We start from the raw sequence: 20,060 nt of genomic DNA on the forward strand, positions 1-20,060 counted from the left end.
ACGCGCTATGACAAACTGCAGCGAAACTATGCCAGTATGATTGCGTTGGCCTGTGCAATCATGTGGCTGCCCATGTGAAAGATCAACAGGCCCTAATATATCCGGCTCCATAAGCGCCAGGTTGCCGATATTGATCACATGTATGTTGGGAGAAGTTTGGCGGGAATCGTCTGTCTTTCAGTTGCTGCTTCAGCTTTTTTTTAATGATCCCGGGCAAGAATGAAGGTGGATATTACCATGAGCACTATGCGCTACAGGGATGGTGTATTCCGTTCAGATCAGCGCCCGAGCAGGCTCGGTTCAGAACATCAATATATTCGTGCCGATTTCGCTATACTGTCCTGAGCACACCGGCCTTTTGTGCGCTGTGTTAGGTTTCCCGGTCTGTAGAGTACCTGCAGGGGGCAGGTGTGCTACCTGAAATCATAGAAGATCACCTATGTCTGACAGTTGCCTTTCGCAAGTTCTGACAAGGGCATTACCAACGGATGATTCCTGTCTCACAAATGCGCGGTTGGCAGGCATACTGACGGGTGAGGGGGTCGGCCCGGAGGTCATATCCGCCGCTCTCCAGGTACTGCAGGCTATCGAGCAGGCCAGCGGTATTGCAGTGCAACTACGCTATGGCGGCCCGATCGGTCTGGCAGCCTTGCGGGACAGCGGCACCTGCCTTTCTCCCGAGGTCATCGATTTCTGCACCAATGTCTTTGCCGACGGAGGCTGTATTTTCTGCGGGCCCGGCGGTGGTGATTTTGTCTACCGACTGCGCGAACGCTTTGACCTGTATTGCAAATTTACGCCTATCCATGAACTTGCAGCGTTACATGGCGTGAGCCGGATTAAGCCAGCTTATCTTGCCGGTATCGACATGATCGTGGTGCGTGAGAACAGCGCCGGCCTTTATCTCGGCGACTCCGGTATCGAGAACCTGCCTTGCGGCGACAGACTGGCAACGCATCAATTCCGTTATAAATCATCCCAGGTGGAACGCATCCTTGATGTGGCCCGGCGTCTGGCACAGGCCCGGCGCGGCAGCCTGACGGTCGTCACCAAACCGGGCGGTATTCCGGCCATCAGCAGTCTCTGGCTCGACGCGCTGGAGTCGATGGAGACCGAGGGACTGACAGTGCGGCGACTGGAAATCGATTATGCGATCTACCAGTTGCTGTCGGCGCCGCACGAGTTCGATGTAATCGTTGCGCCCAACATGTTCGGCGACGTGCTGTCCGATGCCGCAGCGCTGCTGATGGGTGCGCGCGGTGTATCCTACTCCGGCAATTTCGGGCCGGCCGGCAGAGCGGTCTACCAAACCGGTCATGGCGCGGCAAAGGATCTTGCTGGCACGAACCAGGCCAACCCGCTGGGACAAATCCAGTCGTTGGCGATGATGCTGCGGGAAAGCTTCGGCCTGCAGGAGCAGGCGCAGTGGATCCATCGGGCCATTGACCGCGTGCTGCGGGCGGGGTGGCGTACCCTGGATATTGCTGAGCCGGACAGCAGGGTGGTGGGGACTCGCGAGATGGGCGAGATTGTAGCTGACGCGGTACAGGCAGAGGCAGACGCCGGGCAACTAATGTACGGCTCATGACGGCTGCGCTGCTGCTCATTGATGCACAGAACGATTTTCTTGCCTACCCGGGCATAGAACCCGAGCCCGCTGTCCTGATTGAAAGATTGTCTGCACTGCTAGGCCGCTACCGTGCTCTCGGTTTGCCCGTGTTTCACATTCACACTGTTACTCATCCCTGGCTGGATGACGCCATGCCCCATTGGCTGCAGGAAGGGCGACGCCTATGCGTGGCTGGAACGGCAGGCTGCCAGCCGCCGGCAGTCCTGGCACCGGTTGCCGGCGATGCGGGTGTATTCAGCAAGACCTTTCACAGCGCCTTCAATGTCCCGGGGCTGGAACAGGCGCTTGCCGGGCACAATGTACAGTGCCTTATCCTTGCCGGCCTGTTTTTGCATGTCTGTGTACGTGAGACCGCCGTGGATGCCTACGCGCGCGGCTACCGAATTACCATTGCCGCGGATGCAACCGGCAGTTATGACAGCACGCATGCCGAGGTGACGCGCTCGTTCCTGCAGCGTTTCGTCAGCTTTGACGACCAGTCCGCCCTGCTGGCGCGTCTGGACAGACAGGCGGCCAGCCACGTCGCCGAAAGCGAGCGTCCGGTTACCTGGAGCAGCGGCTGCATTGACGGCCAATCGGTCAACGCGAGTCAGCCGGGCCGGTCTGTCGACTGTTTTAATCCCGTGGATTTGTCCTACCGTGGCCGTCTGAAGCTTGCCGGTCGCAGCGAAGTGGTGGCGGCCGTGGCGGCAGCGGCGCAAGCAGCAGCCACCTGGGAAACCACAGTGGCTGGCATGCGTCGCACTATCCTGAATGCATGGCGTGAGTCGCTGGATGCCGCGCGGGACGAATTCGTCGAATTGCTTGCCGAGGAAATCGGCAAGCCGCTCCGGGACGGCCACGCCGAGATGGATGCCGCGGCCGGTCACCTGACGACGGTTATCGAGCAGATCGATGCGGGCAGTCCATGGTGGCAGCAGCGCGGTGATGGCTGGTTTGCTCGCCGTCGCCCCTACGGTGCAGTCGCCCTGATAACGCCCTGGAATAACCCGGTGGCCATTGCGGTCGGCAAGATTGCGCCCGCCGTCGCCTGTGGCAATAGCGTGGTATGGAAAGCTTCGCCGCGAGCGCCGGCTGTTGCCCAGCGCCTCATGGCCTCGTTGCTGGAGAGCGGCATGCCGGGTGCGGTCGTCAACCTGTTACTGGGCGAAGCGGACGTGGCCCGTATGCTGGCAGCCGATCCGGCGATCCGGGCCGTTTCACTGACCGGCTCCATGCAGGCCGGAAGCGAACTGGCTGTGATCTGTGGCCGCGCGCTCAAGCCCCTGCATGCCGAACTCGGTGGCAACAACGCCGCGCTGGTAATGTCGGGAGCTGACCTGGGGCAGGCTGCCAGTGAGCTGGCGCGGGCGGGGACGAGTTTTGCCGGTCAGCGCTGTACCGCCATACGCCGCATTGTCGTCCATGAAAGTCTGCTGACACCGTTTGTTGCCGCTATGCGGACCCGACTGCTGGCGCTTAGGCTCGGATCGCCGCTGGCCGCAGACACGGATATCGGGCCGCTGCTCACGCCGGAACACAGGCAGACGGTGCGGGCAGCGATCGACCAGGCCCGGGCCGACGGTGCCGTATGTCACTGCGGTGGCGAAATTCCCGATGGACTGGAGTCTGGCGGCTGGCTGACACCGGCACTTTTGCAGGCGGATGACCCGGCACTGGCAATCGTTCAGCGCGAGACTTTCGGTCCGGTCATGGTTGTGCAGCCGGCGCGCGATATCGAGCATGCGCTGGAGCTTGCCAATGGCGTTGATCAGGGACTGGCCGCGGCGTTCTATGGCACTGATCCCGCGCAGCGGGCACGCTTTATGGCGGCGTCGGAGTGCGGTCTGCTCAGATTTGACCAGAGTGCGCCGGGTGCCCACCGCAGCGCGCCGTTCAGCGGCTGGAAACGCTCCGGCCTGGGCCCGCCCGAGCACGGTGCCTGGGATATGGACATCTATACCCGCATTCAGACCGTCTACGGCGACGCCGCTGGTCTGGAAGAAAAGTTGAGGTTCACATGATTGGATCGGCGTTGCCCTGGTACGAACACTGGGCGGCTGACGCACCGGCGGACTGGGCGGTGGTGACGCCTTCGTCGTGCATCAACTACGCTGACCTGCTGGAGCACATCGTCCGGCAAGAGCAGAGCCTCTCTGTCAGGGGCTACCGGCGGGGCGACCGGCTGCTGCATGCAGACCGGCCCGGCACGGTCGACTGGATCGTGACGCTGCTGGCCGGACTCGGTCTGGGTCTGCAGGTCGTTCTGCCCGATGAGGACTGGCCCGAAGAACGAATCCCGCTGCATACGGGGTCACTATTCGTGCCGGACACTGCGACTGCCGGCCACACGCCTGCCGGCATCTGGCTGTTTACCTCGGGAACCACCGCCGTCCCCAAGCCGCGCCTGCGCACGCTGGCGCATCTTCGCGCGGACATTGCGCGGGTGCATGACCGTCTGCCCGCCACGATCCGGTGTAACCGTCCGGCTAGCCTGTGCCTGTTGCCGCTGTCGCACGGTTTCGGCCTCCTCAACAGCCTGCTGTCGGTGCATGCGTTTGGCGGTACCGCCGTGATAGAGGAGATTGGCCAGCCGCAGCGCATCGCCGCGGCGCTGCACCGGTACCCCGTGCAGGTACTCTATAGCTGGCCGGCGCACCTGCATAAACTCTCCGATCCGGAATTATGGCAGCAGGCCGCCGCCCCGTTGCTCTGGTGCGTCAGTTCCTCCCTGCGGCTGACAGCAGAGACGGCGCGGGCATTTGCTGCGGCATCCGGCTGTCCGGTCCGCCAGCAGTACGGCACTACCGAAACCGGCCCGCTGTGCGTAGACGGTGGCGAGCCCCCGGCTGACGAACCGCATTGCATGGGGACGCCGCTGAACGGGGTCGAGGTGCGGGTACTGGATGCGGACGGGCGATCCCGGGCTGACGGTCAGGCGGGCGAACTGGCCGTCAGGCTGGCGCCTCACCAGCTGCCGGATCATGAACTGACGGCGGACGGGTTCTGGCCGACCGGCGATCACGGCTGCCTGGATCGGCATGGCCGTGTGCATGTCCTCGGCCGCTACCGGGCATTTACCGATGAGCGCCGCGACGACACCTCACATTTCCAGCGCTGAACGGCCGAGTAGTCGATACATCAGTCGCATCCAGCGGTTGCCCGCGTATTCGCAACAGCGTTCAAAAAAGACGCGCCTGCGCAGCTGCTGACTGAAATCGAGCGGGCAGGGAACTGATTCAGGGGCCATGCCCGGGAGTGCTTCGAAAGCAGCCCTGATGCTTTCCGAAAACAGGTTGTGTGCCGCCAGGTTGCGCGCGCTGTAGGTTTGGCTGTGTTGCATGATGACGGGGTTGGTGTTGATTTCCCAGACCTGGATACGGTCGTCCAGCAGACTGTAGTCGATACGTCCGTAATCAATACGGGCATCGGCACAGATGCCCTGCAATGTTTCTTCATGCGGATTGCTGCGGATAAAGGCAAGCTGCTCCCGCGCGCGTTCATCATCGGAGAACGCCGGGTTCTTCAGCATCCATTCATGACCGAATATCAGGTGGCGCGGGATGATGCGACCAGCAACCACGAATGCAGCGTATTTGCGGTAGAGTCCGGCAGCATCGGCCGTATCGCAGAATTCGGTGACCAGCAGTTGCCGTGCGGGAAGACTGCGGCGTCTGAGCGCAGCGATGGCCTGCCTGAGTTCCCGCCCGTCATGCAGCAGGCGGGTGCGGCTGCCCTTGTGATCATTTTCCAGGCGAATGAATACGGGAAACCGGAGATCGCTGCAGTCCATGTTCGCGCGTCGCACGCGGAATCGGTTCTGCTGCTTGTCATGTAGTTCGGTCAGCAGCGTGTACCGGCAGGCACTTTTATCCGGGTGATTGAGTATCCGGGCCGAGGGGTATTGTTGCCGAATCAACCGATACAGCTGTCGGGCCACATCGAGGCGTGCCGGCGTGAGCCTTTCTATGTCCGAGAAGATATAGGTGCCGGCGGCCGGCAGGTTACGATGTGCAAACACCCGTTCGTAGGCAATGATCGTGAAATGCGCCGCCAGCGACTGCCCCCGGTCGGCGAGGTAATTCCGCACCGTATGCTGATGCGGTTCGCTGACAAAGTAGCATATCATCGTCCGAAGACAGTTTGAGCGAACAACATGGATATTGGTCTGATGTTCACGTCTTTAAAGAGGGTGTTATTCACCTATGAATCTGTCGCGGAACCAGTCGCGCCAGAAATAGGACAGCAGAACCCCATTGAGACTGAACAGATAATAAAGGCTGACAACCGCCATCGCCGGCGGCAATTCAACCGGCCTCAGGATGGCTTCTTTGTGTCGCTGTTTTACAATCGCTTTGATGCCACGAGCGTATTTCTGCAATACGACCCGAAGGGCATGGCCGAGGGGTGCCTGTTTATTCTGCCAGTACAGGCGGTCATGACCCTCGCGTAATGCACGCAGCGCAAACTGCCGGAACCATAGAGGTGGTGGGTGTTCCACACGTGCCGCCTGTACCTTCCAGACACCAATGCCCGCCGTTGTCAGCCTGCCATGCAGGCCAGCCCCCTGTCCCCGGTGCGTCGGCCAGTCCGGATAGGGAAAGCGGCAAAATACGCTCTTCCTGAAAGCGGCGTTGTTGGCAATGATGCCGTTGGCCGGCACGGTCTTGTCCGAGTTGATGCCAGACGGAAAAAACCAGAACAGGGCAAAGGTCTTGTGATAGAAATTGCGGGGTGCCATGTAGGTGACGCCCGTGCAGGCTGCCACATCGGGGTCGCTGACGGCATTCAGCATGCGCTCCAGCCAGTCCGGCTCGGGGATGACGTCCGTATCCAGAAACAGCAGGATCTCATGGCTGGCGAGCTCGGCACCGCGGTTCTTGAGCTGGAAGTATCGTAACCCGGTTTCCTGAACGGTTCGGAGGGTGTAGTCAGACCGGTCCAGATCCAGGCAACTGGTAATACAATGATAGATGTCTTCCCTTGAGGCCAGTAGCTCGTTGGTTACTGCCAGAATCTCGACCTCGTGCAGTCGCTTCTGTAAAAGCTGTTTAATCTGCCGGCCGAGCGAGCGCAGCATGGCGAGCGTGCGCCAGCCATGGGTGCTGGCCGCATTTTCCCATTCAAGGATAATGGACACTGATACAGGTTGAAGCATGACAGAACAGGTATTTTTCAAATAATTGGACAGGACATCCTTTATGGCAGGCCTGCCTGCGCGATTGCAGTACTTCCCCCAATAGGTACTATATACTGAACTAGCACGGCTTGTCAGGAGCTTGAATATTCAAATTCGTCAATGGATGCCGCAGGGCTGGCGGCCATTTCTAAGGGGACTGCGTCGGCGGTTACGGGCCGCATTTTACGCCAGCCGTTCCGCGATTCTGGCCAGGCTGGCCTTCCTGCCTCGGCGTTACTGCCCGGTATGCGACACTTTCAGCCCCCGTTTCCAGGATCACCCCATAAACGGACGCGCATGCGCGCGCTGTCCACGTTGCGGATCACTGGAGCGGCACCGGCTGGTTCATCGTTTCTTTACACTCAAGCGTGAGCAACTTTTCAGGCCGAATGACCGAATGCTGCATTTCGCGCCCGAGCGGTGCCTTGTGCCCTATTTTGAAAGTATTCCATCCCTGGAATACGAAACGGCAGATCTCAATGGCAAAAAGGCGCACCTGGTGATTGATGTTACCGATATACCGCTGCCCGATAGGTCATTCGATCTCGTCTATTGCAGTCATGTCCTGGAACATGTGAACGACGACATTACAGCAATGAGCGAGCTTTACAGAATCCTCAAACCCGGCGGCAGTGCGGTTATCCTTGTCCCCATAATCGATGCGGCCACCTATGAAGATCCTGATATCACCGATCCGAACGAGCGGGCACGGTTGTTTGGTCAGCACGATCATGTCAGGCGATACGGCTTGGATATTGTAACGAGGCTGTCAGCAGCGGGTTTTAATGTGCAGTTGTTCTCGATCACTGATATTGCGGGTGAGGATGAAATTGAGATAATGGGGCTGGATTGCCCTGGCTGCAGAGAGATATTTCTTTGCAGTAAGCACTGATCGGTGGCTACGCATCCTGCAGATAATCAGTAGTTTGTTACAAGATCAAGCAGGTGTTCATGAAAAAACTGTTATTACATATTGGCGCTCCCAAGACCGGCACAACCTCTATACAGGAAGCATTGTTTAATGCGTCAATCCGGGGAGAATTGAAAGATATTGATTATCCAGCCCATCTGCATCCCTGGATGAGAGGCAACCACCGGTTTGTCGAATTATTATACAGCGACAGGAACCGTCAGTTGCGCAGGTATACGGCATCCAGTCTGCTTGCCTCTCTGGTTACCAGGCAGATCGTTCGGTCTCTCAACAAGCAGCTTCCCGAGGCATTTGCCAGGTCCGATTCCATTATTCTTTCGGCCGAGAATTTCTCCAGCCTTCCCGTTGCGGCGATTCAGCGGCTTCATGATCACATGAAGGAACTGGGCGTGGACGAAACAGCAGTCGTCTACTATGTCCGTGAGCCGGCTTCCAGCTACCTGTCGGATTTGCAGCAGCTTGTCAAGACATCCGGTAATTTGAAATCTTTTTCGAAATACTATTCAGCATTCAGGCAGAACATAGAACGATGGGCTTCGGTTTATGGAGATAGACTTATAGTCAGACCTTATGACAGTTCATTGCTTCATGAGTATGATGTTGTCGAGGATTTTGTCCATATTGCGGAACAATTCTTCGGGCGCGAATTGTCATTGACAGATCGGCCCCGGGCCAACACGTCGATTTCAGCCGAGGGGATGTTTATCCTCAATGAATACAGAAAAAGATACTACCCGGACAAGAATCGCCGATTCAAAGCTGATACGAACATGCTTACCCATATTCTGCAGAAGCGCATTTCTTTCATCACCCAGAACAGACCGGTTCTTAAGCAGAATATAATCAATATCGTGCAGGCCAACCACCATGAGAACCTGAAATGGTTGAAGGAGAACTGGTGCCCTGACTTTCCGGTTCAACCCGACCCACCGGCGATAGCTGATGCCACTTCTGCAGAAGAGACCGGGGCACTGACGGTAGATGACATTATAGTAACCCGTTCGCCGGAACAGACCTGTAAATTGATACGCTACATCATGGGGAATACGGACCGGCACTGGCTGGCTAGTGGCCATATGAACCGGCCATGGCAACCATTGTCGCGTTACACAAAATTCTTCCTAGTGCCATTTCACTTTTTCAGACGATGGTTCGTGACGCGATTGCTGCAATATCGTCTGTGGAAGCTGGCGCATGATCTATGTGATTAGGCGCTCAAGGTGAATAGTCGGATGAGTCAGGGATGGCTCGCTGGCTGAAATCTCCGGCCTACATTGCGGCGTATTGATACGCCCCGGCACCTTGCCATCCCTCAAATTGTTGCTCATAATCAGCGTTCAATGTCTGAACGCATCCTCGACGACGAAACCCGCTACCGCTTGCTGCGCCTTCTGGCGGATGACCCATCCCTATCACAGCGCGACCTGGCCACCGAGATCGGCATCAGTGTCGGCAAGGTCAATTATTGTCTCCGGGCCCTGCTGAACAAGGGCTATATCAAGGCCACCAATTTCAAGAACAATCGCCACCGGGCCGCTTACCTCTATAAACTGACGCCCGCCGGCATTCGCGCCAAGGCACAGGCGGCCAGCTGTTTCCTGGAACGCAAGCAGGCCGAGTACGAGCGTCTCGAAGCCGAGCTCGCAGAACTGCGCCGCGAGGTGCGTCAGGCATCTTCCGGCAGCGATATGGAATCTTGAATCGAGGCGGCCGCGCCGCCGATAAATTACGGTCAACACAACATGAAACAGTCACTACTGGACAGAATCGATAACCGCAGCGCCACCATCGGTATCATCGGCCTGGGCTATGTCGGCCTGCCGCTGATGCTGCGCTTCGTCGAGGTCGGGTTCCGGGTGCTGGGTTTCGACATCGACCCGGTCAAGGCGGACAGGCTCAATGCGGGCGAGAGCTATATCGAGCATATTCCGGCGGCGAAGATCAGGGCCGCCGTCAAGGCCGGCCTGTTCGAGGCCAGCGCCGACATGAGCCGCTCGGCGGAACCGGACGCGCTCATCATCTGCGTGCCAACGCCGCTGGACCAGTATCGCCAGCCCGACCTGGGTTACGTGATTGGCACTATGGACGCCCTGCAGCCGCACCTGCGGCCTGGCCAGGTTGTCTCGCTGGAGAGTACTACCTATCCCGGCACGACCGAGGAGGAGCTCAGGCCGCGCATCGAGTCGCGCGGCTATACGGTCGGCGAGGACATCTTCCTGGTCTACTCACCCGAGCGTGAGGACCCGGCCAACCCGGATTTTCGCACCCAGACGATACCGAAGATTTGCGGCGGCGTGACGGCTGACTGCCTGGCCGTCGGCACGGCGCTCTATGGCGCGGTCGTCGATCGGGTCGTGCCGGTCAGCAGTCCGCGCGCGGCGGAAATGACCAAGCTGCTGGAGAATATCCACCGGGCCGTGAACATAGGCCTCGTCAATGAAATGAAAATAGTCGCCGATCGCATGGACATCGACATCTACGAGGTCATCGGCGCCGCAGCAACCAAACCGTTCGGCTTCGTGCCGTACTATCCCGGCCCGGGCCTGGGTGGTCACTGCATCCCCATCGACCCGTTCTACCTGACCTGGAAGGCGCGCGAATACGGTCTCAACACGCGCTTCATCGAACTGGCCGGCGAGGTCAACAGCGCGATGCCACAGTGGGTGTTCCGGAAACTCACCGACGCCCTCAACGACCACGGCAAATCGGTCAAGAACAGTAAAATCCTGGTGCTCGGCATCGCCTACAAGAAGAATGTTGACGACATGCGCGAGTCGCCGGCCGTTGAACTCATGGCCATGCTGAGAGAAAAGGGCGCCGAAGTCGCTTACAGCGACCCGCATGTACCGGTGTTCCCGAAGATCCGCAAGTATCACTTCGATCTGGCCAGCGTGCCGCTGACCGCAGAAACCCTGCATGACTACGATGCCATTCTGCTGGCCACTAACCACGATGCTTTCGATTATAAGCTGATCGCCCGCGAGGCCAAATTGGTTGTCGATACACGCGGTGTTTATCGCGATGTCGCAGCCAACATCGTGCGTGCCTGATTGAATGGCACTGTTTACCGTGGTCCATTCTTGCACTGTTGCCTTGATTGGTGCGCCTGCATGGCAGAAGGAGCAGGCAAGCCATGTATAATTGCCAGCAACGGGATACGCGCTGGTATCAGCGTTTGCGGGGCATGACGGTTGGCGATAGCTTGCGTGCCCGTCTGATTCGCGCTGGTTTTGGCAGTGCCGGTCTTCAGGCTGTTAACCGGATATTGTTGTTGATCCTGGCGATTATATTGGCACGCGTACTGGGTGCGGAAGGTTACGGTATCTATGCCTTTGCATTTGCCATTATGCGTCTGTTGATGGTTGGTGCCGAAGCGGGCATGCCGGCGTTATTGATGCGTGAGATAGCCACCAGCCATGGCCGCGAGCAGTGGGGTCTTTTGCGTGGCGCGCTGCGTAGGGCAGGGCAGTTCGTTACATTGGTAGCCACAGTCATATCGCTGATTGGTCTCGGCATACTTTGGTGGTTGTCCGAGAGGTTTGAGCCAGCAGTTGTTCAGACGATCGGACTCATGCTTTTGGCGTTACCCGCTGCGGCCATGGTCCGAACCTTGGCGGCAGCTTTACAGGGTCTGCACCGAGTGATCATCGGCCAGTCATTGGACATGCTGTGGCGGCCGCTTCTGGTACTCTTGTTTGTATCGATAATGTTTCTTATGTGGCCAGAATGGCGCCAGCCACAATCTGCGATGGCAGTCCAGGTGGTTGCACTGTTCCTTGTATTGATGCTCGGGGCTCTGCTGCTGTGGCGCATTCTCATGCTGCAGGTCGGTAATGCCCGGCCTGAATTTCGTACTCGAGAGTGGCTGAAGAGTGCGCTGCCGTTCACGCTGATCGGCGGGGCGGCCATCATCAACAATCACACCGATGTCATCATGCTGGGCTGGCTCCGCAGCGCCGAGGAAGTGGGGATCTACCGAGTAGCCGTACAGGGGGCAACGCTGGTGGCATTCGGCCTACAAGCGGCCAATGCAGTCATCGCGCCACAATTTGCCCGGCTGCATGCTCGTGGTGATATGGCCCGTTTACAGAGTCTCGTTACCCAGAGCGCACGGGTTATACTATTGGTCGCCCTACCCGTGACACTCGCATTCATGCTCGCCGGTGGTGCTATAGTCGGCTGGGTTTTTGGAGACGAGTTTGCTGCTGCACATTTGTCGCTGGCAATACTGGCGCTGGGACAGTTAATAAACGCCGCATTTGGATCGGTAGCTCTGTTGCTTAACATGACCGGGCATGAAAGCGTATCTGCGCACATTCTCTGGCAGACAGCCGTTCTCAATATCGTTCTCAATGGCCTGCTGATTCCATTCTACGGAATGAGCGGGGCGGCCGTGGCGACAGCGCTATCACTGGCTCTGTGGAATTTTATGCTATACCGCCAGGTGCGGAACCGGCTTGGCCTGATTTCAACTGCTTTACGATTTAAATCCTTATGAAAAAACCCAATTTCTTCATTCTCGGCGCCCCGAAATGTGGCACGACCTCATTGGCTTACTGGCTATCAAAGCATCCTAATGTTTTCATTTCACCACACAAGGAGCCACATTATTTTAATGATGATCTAAGATTCCACCAATACTCTTGGCGTGATTTTGAACATTATCTGTCTTTATACGAGGGTGCAAATAGAAACCATAAGATAGTAGGTGAAGCATCTACATGGTATTTATTATCTCAAACAGCAGTCCAGAATATTGAGGCTGAACTTGGATGTGTACGTTATATCGTAATGCTGCGCAATCCGGTGGAAATGGCGCCATCCTTGCATGGACAGCTACTGCTCTCTGGCAGAGAGAACGTTGTTGACTTTGAGACGGCTTGGCACTTACAGGAAAGGCGACGGCAGGGCAAGGCTGTTCCGTGGAATTGTCCTGATCCTGAATGTCTGCAATATAAAAAGGCTTGTAGTCTTGGGGAGCAACTGACACGTTTATATAAGACAGTTGATAAGTGTCGCGTCTTGCCGGTATTTCTTGAAGATATACAAAAAGATGTGCATGGAGAATGGGGCCGGATTCTGGATTTCCTCGATTTGCCGATGTGGGCAGATTTGGATTTTAAAACAGAGAATCAAGCCAGACACTGGCAATGGCTCTGGGTTCGTGATATCAAGATTATTTATGTGCGTATGCTTAGACAGTTAGGGTTGCCATGGTTGCGGATTGGCCTGTTGAAAAATCTGGTTGGTGCCACAATCAAAGAGTCTAGGCGAAAACCACTAAGCATAGAATTGCGTCGTGAATTGGAGGCCGAATTTGCGGAAGATATCAATGAGCTAGCCAAGCTGACGAAACGGGATTTGTCACATTGGATAAAGGGATAGTCTGTGATCTACATTAGGTATTAGGTGTTAAATTTAAAAGCTTGAATAAATGAGAAGGTTGAGGCGGCACAGCACGTAGCACACCAATTACCAGATTTAGCTTTGATTAAAATTGAAAATCCGTTAATTGTCATTGCTTATGTAGTTGATGGATGCAAGGCAAACTAAATCATCAGCTATAGCATGATCGTGGTCTACATAGTTATCAGTCTAAATATATCTGGTAGGTACTTTAATCAGCTACTAGCATTTCGCTTAAAGCTTGAATGCCCGTTTCTATGATTAATCGATGTTTTCCTGGAAGTAATTGATTGTATTCAGAAGCCCATCATCGAGCCTCACTGTTCTATTCTGTAGTTATCAGAATATCTAATATTAGATAGTAGAAATGGTCGGCACTGTTAACCAGTGCCGACTAATGCGAGATTTAAATAACTTACCACATGAGAACTATGTCAGCTCATTGAGGTCACGGATTGCGAGCCATCCAGTCCATTAGTCGATGAAAATTGCCGACTTCCATAGCTTGAGTTAAACGACTGGAAACATCGCCCATTGCTGTAGAAATCAGAATGCGTGGATTGTTATCCCATTGCCCAGTCGCATATGTAGACTCCGGCGAGCCACAATGCGAACACCTTATATCCATAATAGCAATGTCACCACATTCTACTCCGATACTCAGCACAGACGTATTTTCGTCAGGTTCGCTGTAAGTATCATCGTCGAGTGGTGTCGAGAACAGGTGTGAGCCCGGCACGACTTTAAGACTGGCACTATCCTGCAAATAAAAAAGCAACTTAAATACACTGCCGCTAGATTGATGCCAGTCTAGTGACTCGCTATCAAGATATGTGCGATAGTGCCCTCTTAGAAGGTCTTTATGCCAAGGCTGTGAACGGTTAATCGTGATATCACTGAGTCCTATGCTTCTTATTCTGCGTCCATTTACTACATTTTTTAAAAATTTAAGTATGATGGAATTACAGGTCAGTAGGGTATGTAGTGATTCAAGTTCAGGAAAACGGTGAAAACCAGCTAAGTGTAGTGCCGATGGCGTAGGACGAGTGTTTTTGAAAAGGCTACGGTTGTTGAGAATAATATCCCTGGCATTTTTGACTGTTTCATAATCAAATATACCCTTCAAAACGGTAATGCCGTCTTGACGTAATTGCTGCATGTTTTCTTGTTGAAAATCTTGAATTGCTCCAGGTTCAATTATTTCATTAACCCCTATAGAAAATTTTCGTTTATCCATATTAGATGTCATTTCTAGCCCCTCCCCTGTGGGCTTTGGCATAGCTTTGATAGGCAATATGACTAAAAAAGCTGCAACATTTCGGATTCATCGAATGAATTTAACTCGGAAATGCAACTCATGAGTCGGTACACGAGGCCATCTACAGTAGTATCAGAGCCTTTTTATCCGCAAAGAAAGGATGGCTCTGATGAGAATCTAGATAAGCTGACCGAAGGCTGACTATACTAAATTCAGACGCTTATGGAAACTAGTCATAATCAGACCAAAACCGTTGTACTGCTCGGGAGTTACAAGTCCACCATCAGCTGCGAGTTTCGCCATAGCTGCAGTTAGCGCGACTACCGGCTACCTCACCGGGACCGGGCATCAAGTTGAGGCCGGCTGCGCGGATGCCGGTACAGGTCCTCACCTGAGACCTCGTCACGCAGTATGTACTGGTAAATCCACTCATGGCTCAGGCTGATATGCAGATGGTGATGCAGGGCGTCACTGACCTGCTCCGATTTTCTCTTGTCCCGAGGCAGCGCTAGCCCAAGATAGCTACTCCAGATTACAGTCGTTAGGGTCAACAGTTAAATATGGTCTCAATGGGGAGCGCGTGCCGTCATGGATCCAAAACCCGTATTGGAGGTACGGTAGTGAATACCGTCATTGGCAAGGATCTATAGCAGGTCTTGATTATGTTGACCGAGTGTAAATTCATATATATTTTGAGCACATACGTGAAACGACGTACTGCTTCAGCCTTGCGCCAGACGGCTATGAACCCGCTGCAGTTGCTGAAATGGCTGATTAATGCGATCACTTCGTACAACGGCAAGCAGTTTGGCAAGCATGAGGCCATTGCTCGAGTGTTGAAAACCAGATTTAATTTTGCCTAACTCAATGCGTTACTTACAATAAACACTAATTAAAATGTCCCAGGAACCTTTAGTCTCAGTTGTGATTCCCGTGAAAAACAGGCGCGCGTTGTTTGAAGATGCTTTAAGCTCTGTTTTCTCACAAACATATCGACCAATCGAGGTTATTGTGGTCGACGACGCATCTACTGATGATATATTAGAATCGATAAATACGGTGCGTAAGCAGTCTGAATCTGAGGCAATAGAATTAAAATATATTAGATCGGACAAGAACCTTGGGCCAGGTGGTGCACGTGAACTAGGTAGGCAGCATATTACTGGAGCCTATGTTAGCTATCTGGATTCTGATACTCGATGGAAACAAAAAAAATTGGCTGCACAGGTCGAATTGATGGAAGCCAATAAGTCTATAGGGATGTGCTACACAGGTTGCATGGATGAAGATATATATGGAAACTTTAGTATCAGGAATGAAAGTCTAGAGGCTCATAAGAAAATATTACCCATTGTTTTAATCAAAAGACCTTGGGGAACTTCAAGCTGCATGTGGCGTCGTCAAGTATCAGATCAGATAGGTAGTTGGCGTAAATTGTGGATTTCTGAAGACGCAGAGTATGAGGTCAGAGCGGGATGTTACGATATTAATATAGCAAGTGTTCATGAAATCTTGACTATAGGTAACACAGTAGACAGTTCTAGATTGAGCAGGAGTGCAGGCCCAGAAAATCGTCTAGATGGTGTATTGGCAATAATAGAAACATTAGACGACTTTAATAAGCTCGATGAAATGCTATCGCACAATAAAATTAAAAGGAGAGTGTATAATCGTATATATAAAGCCTATAGTGACGGCATGATGTATTCAGTTGATAAAGAGAATAAAATATATGATAATTTATTTAAATTATCTATATCTAATCATGATATTGTTTGGGCAATGAAGTGCCAAAAGCTTATTAATTCTATTATTGATAGGCGAGTCGCAAGAAAACTGAATGTTATATTTCGTCATATTTTAGGTTGTTGGTTTTATTTAAAATAATAATATTGTAGCAGGAGAATATCTGGCTTTTGCCATTATATGCTATAAGATATCCTGTATCAGCAATTCTCTCATTACTAGTTCATCTCCAAGGGTTTCGCTGAAAAGAGCCGGCTCACGAACCGATAGACGAACCTGCGGTGCCTGTATTGATCTTTTAGGGCGGTGCCGAGTGTTGGATCTCATACGTTTTGTGCTGTGTAGTGACCCAGAACTCACTAAGATTGCATATTTGCGTGAGCAGGAGGCTACTGTACAAGTCATCGGTATCTACGATCCGAACCATACTAGCAGTACTCGTCTGGCCTTCCGATTTGGACTCAATTTAAGAAAATCACAGACTAAGATGCCTTGCTTTTGACAAGGCTGCATAATCCACCTGCACTGCTGAAACCCTTGCAAGGTCTCGTCCCGCAGTAAGCAGACATTTTTCCGGCCGTGTTAGAATACGCTCAGACTGGCTGCTCTGATGCCGTCAGATAGTCCGCTGAATTTGCCTCTGGCGTTCATATTTCGTTTTCCCGCACAAAATGATCGAGAACAGTTTCCGGATCAACCTGCCGGGGCGCTGCCGGCTGTGATTAATTTCTTTCGGAAAGTGGCATCGTTGTTAAGTAGGGTGAACGCAGGCACTGTATATAGCTTAAATAGTGCTTCTATACGGGACATGGTTGCCTGGAAAAGATATTGGCATATTGAGCATTGTGATAAAGCAGCCTGATTGTTCAGACTTGGCTTATTTGATTAGTATAATCAATATCTACAATAATAGTTTATGATCGGCAATGTAAAGATTTCGGTATATTTTAATGAATAAACCAAACTTCTTTATACTCGGCGCCCCGAAATGTGGCACAACCTCATTGGCTTATTGGTTGTCACAGCACCCTAATGTATTTATGTCACCGAATAAGGAGCCACATTATTTTAGCAATGACTTAAATCACAATATAGAACCTTGGCGCGACTATGAACACTATCTGTCATTATATAAATCGGCAGATTCAAATCACAAGATAATCGGTGAAGCCTCTACTTGGTATCTGCGCTCAGTGACTGCTGTCAAAAATATAGAGGCTAAGCTTGATAATGTTCGTTACATCGTCATGCTTCGCAATCCGGTGGAAATGGCGCCATCCTTGCATGGGCAGCTCCTGTTCGTTGGTAGAGAGAATGTTGTTGACTTTGAGACGGCCTGGCACTTACAGGAGAGACGATTACGGGGCGAGGCTATTCCAGGAAATTGTCCTGATCCAGAGTTTCTTCAATACAGGAAGGCCTGCAGTCTTGGGGAACAGCTGGAAAGATTGTATAAAACGGTAAGCAGGGATCGCGTCCTGGTGATCTTTCTTGAAGATATAGAAAATGATGTACATAGAGAATGGCGTCGAATTCTAAAATTTCTTGATTTGCCGATGTGGACAGATTTAGATTTCAAGGCAGAGAACAGGGCCAAGTACTGGCAATGGCGCTGGATTCGCAACCTCATGATACTATATGTGCGTGTACTTAGACTACTGGGCTTGCCTTGGTTGCGGACTGGCTTATTGAAATATTTGGTTGGTGTCTCCATCAAATCTGGACGCAAGCCACTGACCTTACAATTGTGTCGTGAATTGGAAGTCGAATTTGTGCAAGATGTCAATAAGCTAGCTAAGCTGACACAACGGGATTTGTCACACTGGATAAAGGGATAGCACGTGATAGCGCGCAAATTACTAACGCGATCAAATTCACATCCTGATGAAAGCTTAACATCCAATAATCGTGATCTGTATAGTTGCCAGTTGAGGCAGTTCCGACACTTGATTGACTCATCTACCAGCACTATGCTTAAGTATTGAATACACCTGCCTATAATTGATGGGTACTTTCCTGAAAGTAATTAATTGTCTCAACAAGCCCATTATCGAGCTTTACTGCAGGTTTCCAGTCTAGTAAATTCATCGCCTTGGTAATATCAGGGTTGCGCTGGCGTGGATCGTCGGCAGGAAGTTCCAGCTTGACAATGTGTGATGCTGATTTTGTCAATGCAATTATTTTTTGGGCGAGATCGTACATGGTAATTTCATCAGGGTTACCTAGATTCACGGGGCCTGCCACGTCGTCATCCGTATTCATTAAGCGCATGATGCCCTCGATTAGATCGTCAACATAGCAGAAAGATCGGGTCTGTGCACCGTCGCCAAAAATGGTGATGTCTCGCCCTGCTAACGCCTGATTGATGAAGTTTGAAACAACTCTGCCATCATTCGGATGCATGCGCGGGCCATAGGTATTGAAAATCCTGGCTACTTTTATCTCGACTCCGTTTTGACGATGGTAATCAAAGAAAAGTGTCTCAGCGCATCTTTTGCCTTCATCGTAACAGGACCGTGTGCCAACAGGATTCACATTACCCCAATAAGACTCTACCTGAGGATGGCAATGCGGATCACCGTAAACTTCACTCGTGGATGCCTGAAAGATCTTGCATTTTAATCTCTTGGCAAGCCCGAGAAGATTTATAGCGCCGACCACTGATGTTTTTGTGGTTTGTACCGGATCATGTTGATAATGAATAGGTGACGCTGGGCATGCAAAATTATAGATTTCATCAACTTCCACATACAGTGGGAAGCAAATATCGTGCCGTAGAAACTCAAATCTTGGATGGTTATGTAGGTGATAAATATGCTGTTTTGTGCCCGTGAAAAGATTGTCTACACAAAGCACTTCATGTCCTTTCTCGATAAGTCGATCGACCAGGTGCGATCCCAGAAAGCCGGCCCCGCCGGCAACCAGAATGCGTTTCTTGGTGTTATATATTCGCGTCATGGTTTGAACTTAAAACTTTTATAAAATCTGGTTAATATTAATGAGAGTCTGATTCTGCCCTTGCGGGCTATTAAATATTCGGCCCAGAAGCATATCTGAGTGTGAAAATTTTTTCTCGTGCATGCAGACATATACGTTTTATTAATAACAATCACTTGCGATATTTAAATCTGACGGTCTGTCTTTATTGCATTCAAATGCATCCCTGATCAGAATCTGTCAGTCCCTGTCGCTATTCCAATAGTTAATACAGCACAGCGGCTGCATATCAAATGATTTCTGATAAATAATTTGATCTGTTCACAATGAAGATAATCTACACTATACTGTTCACAAGATGAACGCCCTAAATCGAGAAGATGCGCTCACACTGGAGATTCTCGAAGCCATCGAGAAAGACAGTAAGGTAACACAGCGCCATCTGGCTGCCCGTCTGGACATTGCTCTGGGCTTGGCCAATTCCTACCTGCGCCGGTGTGCGCGCAAGGGACTAATCAAGATCCACCATGCACCAGCTAATCGTTACATCTATTATCTGACGCCGAAAGGTTTCTCAGAAAAAAGCCAGCTTACGGCAAGATACCTGTCATCGTCATTTGCTTTCTATCGCCAGGCAGGGGATGCCTGTATTGAGCTGTTTAAGCAATGCCGGGCCAAGGGAATAAGTCGGATCGTATTATGCGGCTATTCAGAGCTCGCTGAGATAGCATTGTTGCGTGCCCAGGAGATGGCTTTGCAGGTCATCGGTGTCTACGATCCTGAAGCTATAGCCACCAGCCGCCTGGGATTGCCGGTCTGGAACGAGTTCTGCAAGATCGCCGATTTCGATGCGCTGTTGCTTACTACACTTGATAATCCGGTTTGGTTGCTTGATCACCTGCAGCAACAGGCACGTGGAGAAGATGCGATCCTTGTACCATCCGTATTGGGCATCAGGCCGGTGCGGGACGGCTGATAGAGATGCTGGGTATTC

The 20,060-nt window shown here is 52.4% G+C and carries 17 protein-coding genes; 13 read left to right on the forward strand and 4 right to left on the reverse strand.

The window, feature by feature from the left end; all coding sequences use genetic code 11:
* Positions 1-514 precede the first annotated feature (514 nt).
* Genes J2T55_RS11810 through J2T55_RS11820 form a run of 3 tightly spaced genes read left to right on the forward strand, consistent with a single transcriptional unit; the run spans position 515 to position 4,730 of the window.
* Positions 515-1,588 carry an isocitrate/isopropylmalate family dehydrogenase gene (locus J2T55_RS11810; protein WP_259057154.1) on the forward strand — a complete coding sequence of 358 codons (1,074 nt, stop codon included), beginning with the start codon at positions 515-517 and terminating at the stop codon, positions 1,586-1,588.
* A complete protein-coding gene (locus tag J2T55_RS11815; RefSeq protein WP_259057156.1) occupies positions 1,585-3,633 on the forward strand; it encodes an aldehyde dehydrogenase family protein in 2,049 nt (682 codons plus the stop codon). Before J2T55_RS11810 ends, J2T55_RS11815 begins: the two co-directional genes overlap by 4 nt.
* Positions 3,630-4,730 (forward strand): long-chain fatty acid--CoA ligase, encoded by a 1,101-nt coding sequence (locus tag J2T55_RS11820; protein WP_259057165.1) that lies wholly within the window; start codon positions 3,630-3,632, stop codon positions 4,728-4,730. Before J2T55_RS11815 ends, J2T55_RS11820 begins: the two co-directional genes overlap by 4 nt.
* On the opposite strand, the gene J2T55_RS11825 is transcribed toward J2T55_RS11820, so the two are convergent.
* On the reverse strand, positions 4,713-5,738 hold the full coding sequence (locus J2T55_RS11825) for a hypothetical protein (RefSeq protein WP_259057166.1): 1,026 nt from the start codon (positions 5,736-5,738) through the stop codon (positions 4,713-4,715). The genes J2T55_RS11820 and J2T55_RS11825 overlap by 18 nt on opposite strands.
* A 66-nt stretch (positions 5,739-5,804) precedes the next feature.
* Positions 5,805-6,749, reverse strand: a complete 945-nt coding sequence (locus J2T55_RS11830) for a glycosyltransferase family 2 protein (protein ID WP_259057168.1) — start codon at positions 6,747-6,749, stop codon at positions 5,805-5,807.
* A 139-nt stretch (positions 6,750-6,888) separates the two neighbouring features.
* On the opposite strand from J2T55_RS11830, the gene J2T55_RS11835 reads away from it, so the two are divergent.
* The 6 genes from J2T55_RS11835 to J2T55_RS11860 all read left to right on the forward strand — a co-directional run bounded on the left by J2T55_RS11835 (position 6,889) and on the right by J2T55_RS11860 (position 13,104).
* Complete coding sequence (locus tag J2T55_RS11835; RefSeq protein ID WP_259057169.1) at positions 6,889-7,680, forward strand: class I SAM-dependent methyltransferase; 792 nt, start codon at positions 6,889-6,891, stop codon at positions 7,678-7,680.
* Between the two features lie 59 nt (positions 7,681-7,739).
* Complete coding sequence (locus J2T55_RS11840; RefSeq protein WP_259057172.1) at positions 7,740-8,930, forward strand: hypothetical protein; 1,191 nt, start codon at positions 7,740-7,742, stop codon at positions 8,928-8,930.
* A gap of 129 nt (positions 8,931-9,059) precedes the next feature.
* Entirely contained in the window at positions 9,060-9,419 is a 360-nt protein-coding gene (locus J2T55_RS11845) for a MarR family EPS-associated transcriptional regulator (RefSeq protein ID WP_259057174.1), read from the forward strand.
* A 42-nt stretch (positions 9,420-9,461) separates the two neighbouring features.
* Entirely contained in the window at positions 9,462-10,769 is a 1,308-nt protein-coding gene (locus J2T55_RS11850) for a nucleotide sugar dehydrogenase (RefSeq protein WP_259057176.1), read from the forward strand.
* A gap of 83 nt (positions 10,770-10,852) precedes the next feature.
* Entirely contained in the window at positions 10,853-12,217 is a 1,365-nt protein-coding gene (locus J2T55_RS11855; RefSeq protein ID WP_259057177.1) for a flippase, read from the forward strand.
* Positions 12,214-13,104: a sulfotransferase gene (locus J2T55_RS11860; RefSeq protein WP_259057180.1), complete on the forward strand. Its 891-nt coding sequence runs from the start codon at positions 12,214-12,216 to the stop codon at positions 13,102-13,104. The genes J2T55_RS11855 and J2T55_RS11860 overlap by 4 nt, the downstream gene beginning before the upstream one ends.
* 469 nt (positions 13,105-13,573) lie before the next feature.
* Here J2T55_RS11860 and J2T55_RS11865 read toward each other — a convergent pair whose 3' ends face one another.
* Positions 13,574-14,362: a phytanoyl-CoA dioxygenase family protein gene (locus J2T55_RS11865; protein WP_259057187.1), complete on the reverse strand. Its 789-nt coding sequence runs from the start codon at positions 14,360-14,362 to the stop codon at positions 13,574-13,576.
* A 725-nt stretch (positions 14,363-15,087) separates the two neighbouring features.
* Here J2T55_RS11865 and J2T55_RS11870 point away from each other — a divergent pair.
* From J2T55_RS11870 to J2T55_RS11880, 3 genes are all read left to right on the forward strand, one after another.
* Positions 15,088-15,246, forward strand: coding sequence for a hypothetical protein (locus tag J2T55_RS11870; protein ID WP_259057189.1), 159 nt, complete (start codon positions 15,088-15,090; stop codon positions 15,244-15,246).
* 34 nt (positions 15,247-15,280) lie between these two features.
* The gene (locus J2T55_RS11875) at positions 15,281-16,270 is read left to right on the forward strand and encodes a glycosyltransferase family 2 protein (RefSeq protein ID WP_259057201.1); all 990 of its coding nucleotides are present in this window, start codon (positions 15,281-15,283) and stop codon (positions 16,268-16,270) included.
* Between the two features lie 809 nt (positions 16,271-17,079).
* The gene (locus J2T55_RS11880; RefSeq protein WP_259057203.1) at positions 17,080-17,967 is read left to right on the forward strand and encodes a sulfotransferase family protein; all 888 of its coding nucleotides are present in this window, start codon (positions 17,080-17,082) and stop codon (positions 17,965-17,967) included.
* A gap of 157 nt (positions 17,968-18,124) precedes the next feature.
* On the opposite strand, the gene J2T55_RS11885 is transcribed toward J2T55_RS11880, so the two are convergent.
* Entirely contained in the window at positions 18,125-19,087 is a 963-nt protein-coding gene (locus J2T55_RS11885; RefSeq protein WP_259057205.1) for a UDP-glucuronic acid decarboxylase family protein, read from the reverse strand.
* Between the two features lie 337 nt (positions 19,088-19,424).
* Here J2T55_RS11885 and J2T55_RS11890 point away from each other — a divergent pair, with 337 nt between their 5' ends.
* Positions 19,425-20,042 carry a winged helix-turn-helix transcriptional regulator gene (locus tag J2T55_RS11890; RefSeq protein WP_259057207.1) on the forward strand — a complete coding sequence of 206 codons (618 nt, stop codon included), beginning with the start codon at positions 19,425-19,427 and terminating at the stop codon, positions 20,040-20,042.
* The last annotated feature ends 18 nt before the right edge of the window (positions 20,043-20,060 follow it).

It is taken from the genome of Methylohalomonas lacus, from assembly GCF_024808875.1.
In the GTDB taxonomy this organism is placed as follows: domain Bacteria; phylum Pseudomonadota; class Gammaproteobacteria; order Methylohalomonadales; family Methylohalomonadaceae; genus Methylohalomonas; species Methylohalomonas lacus.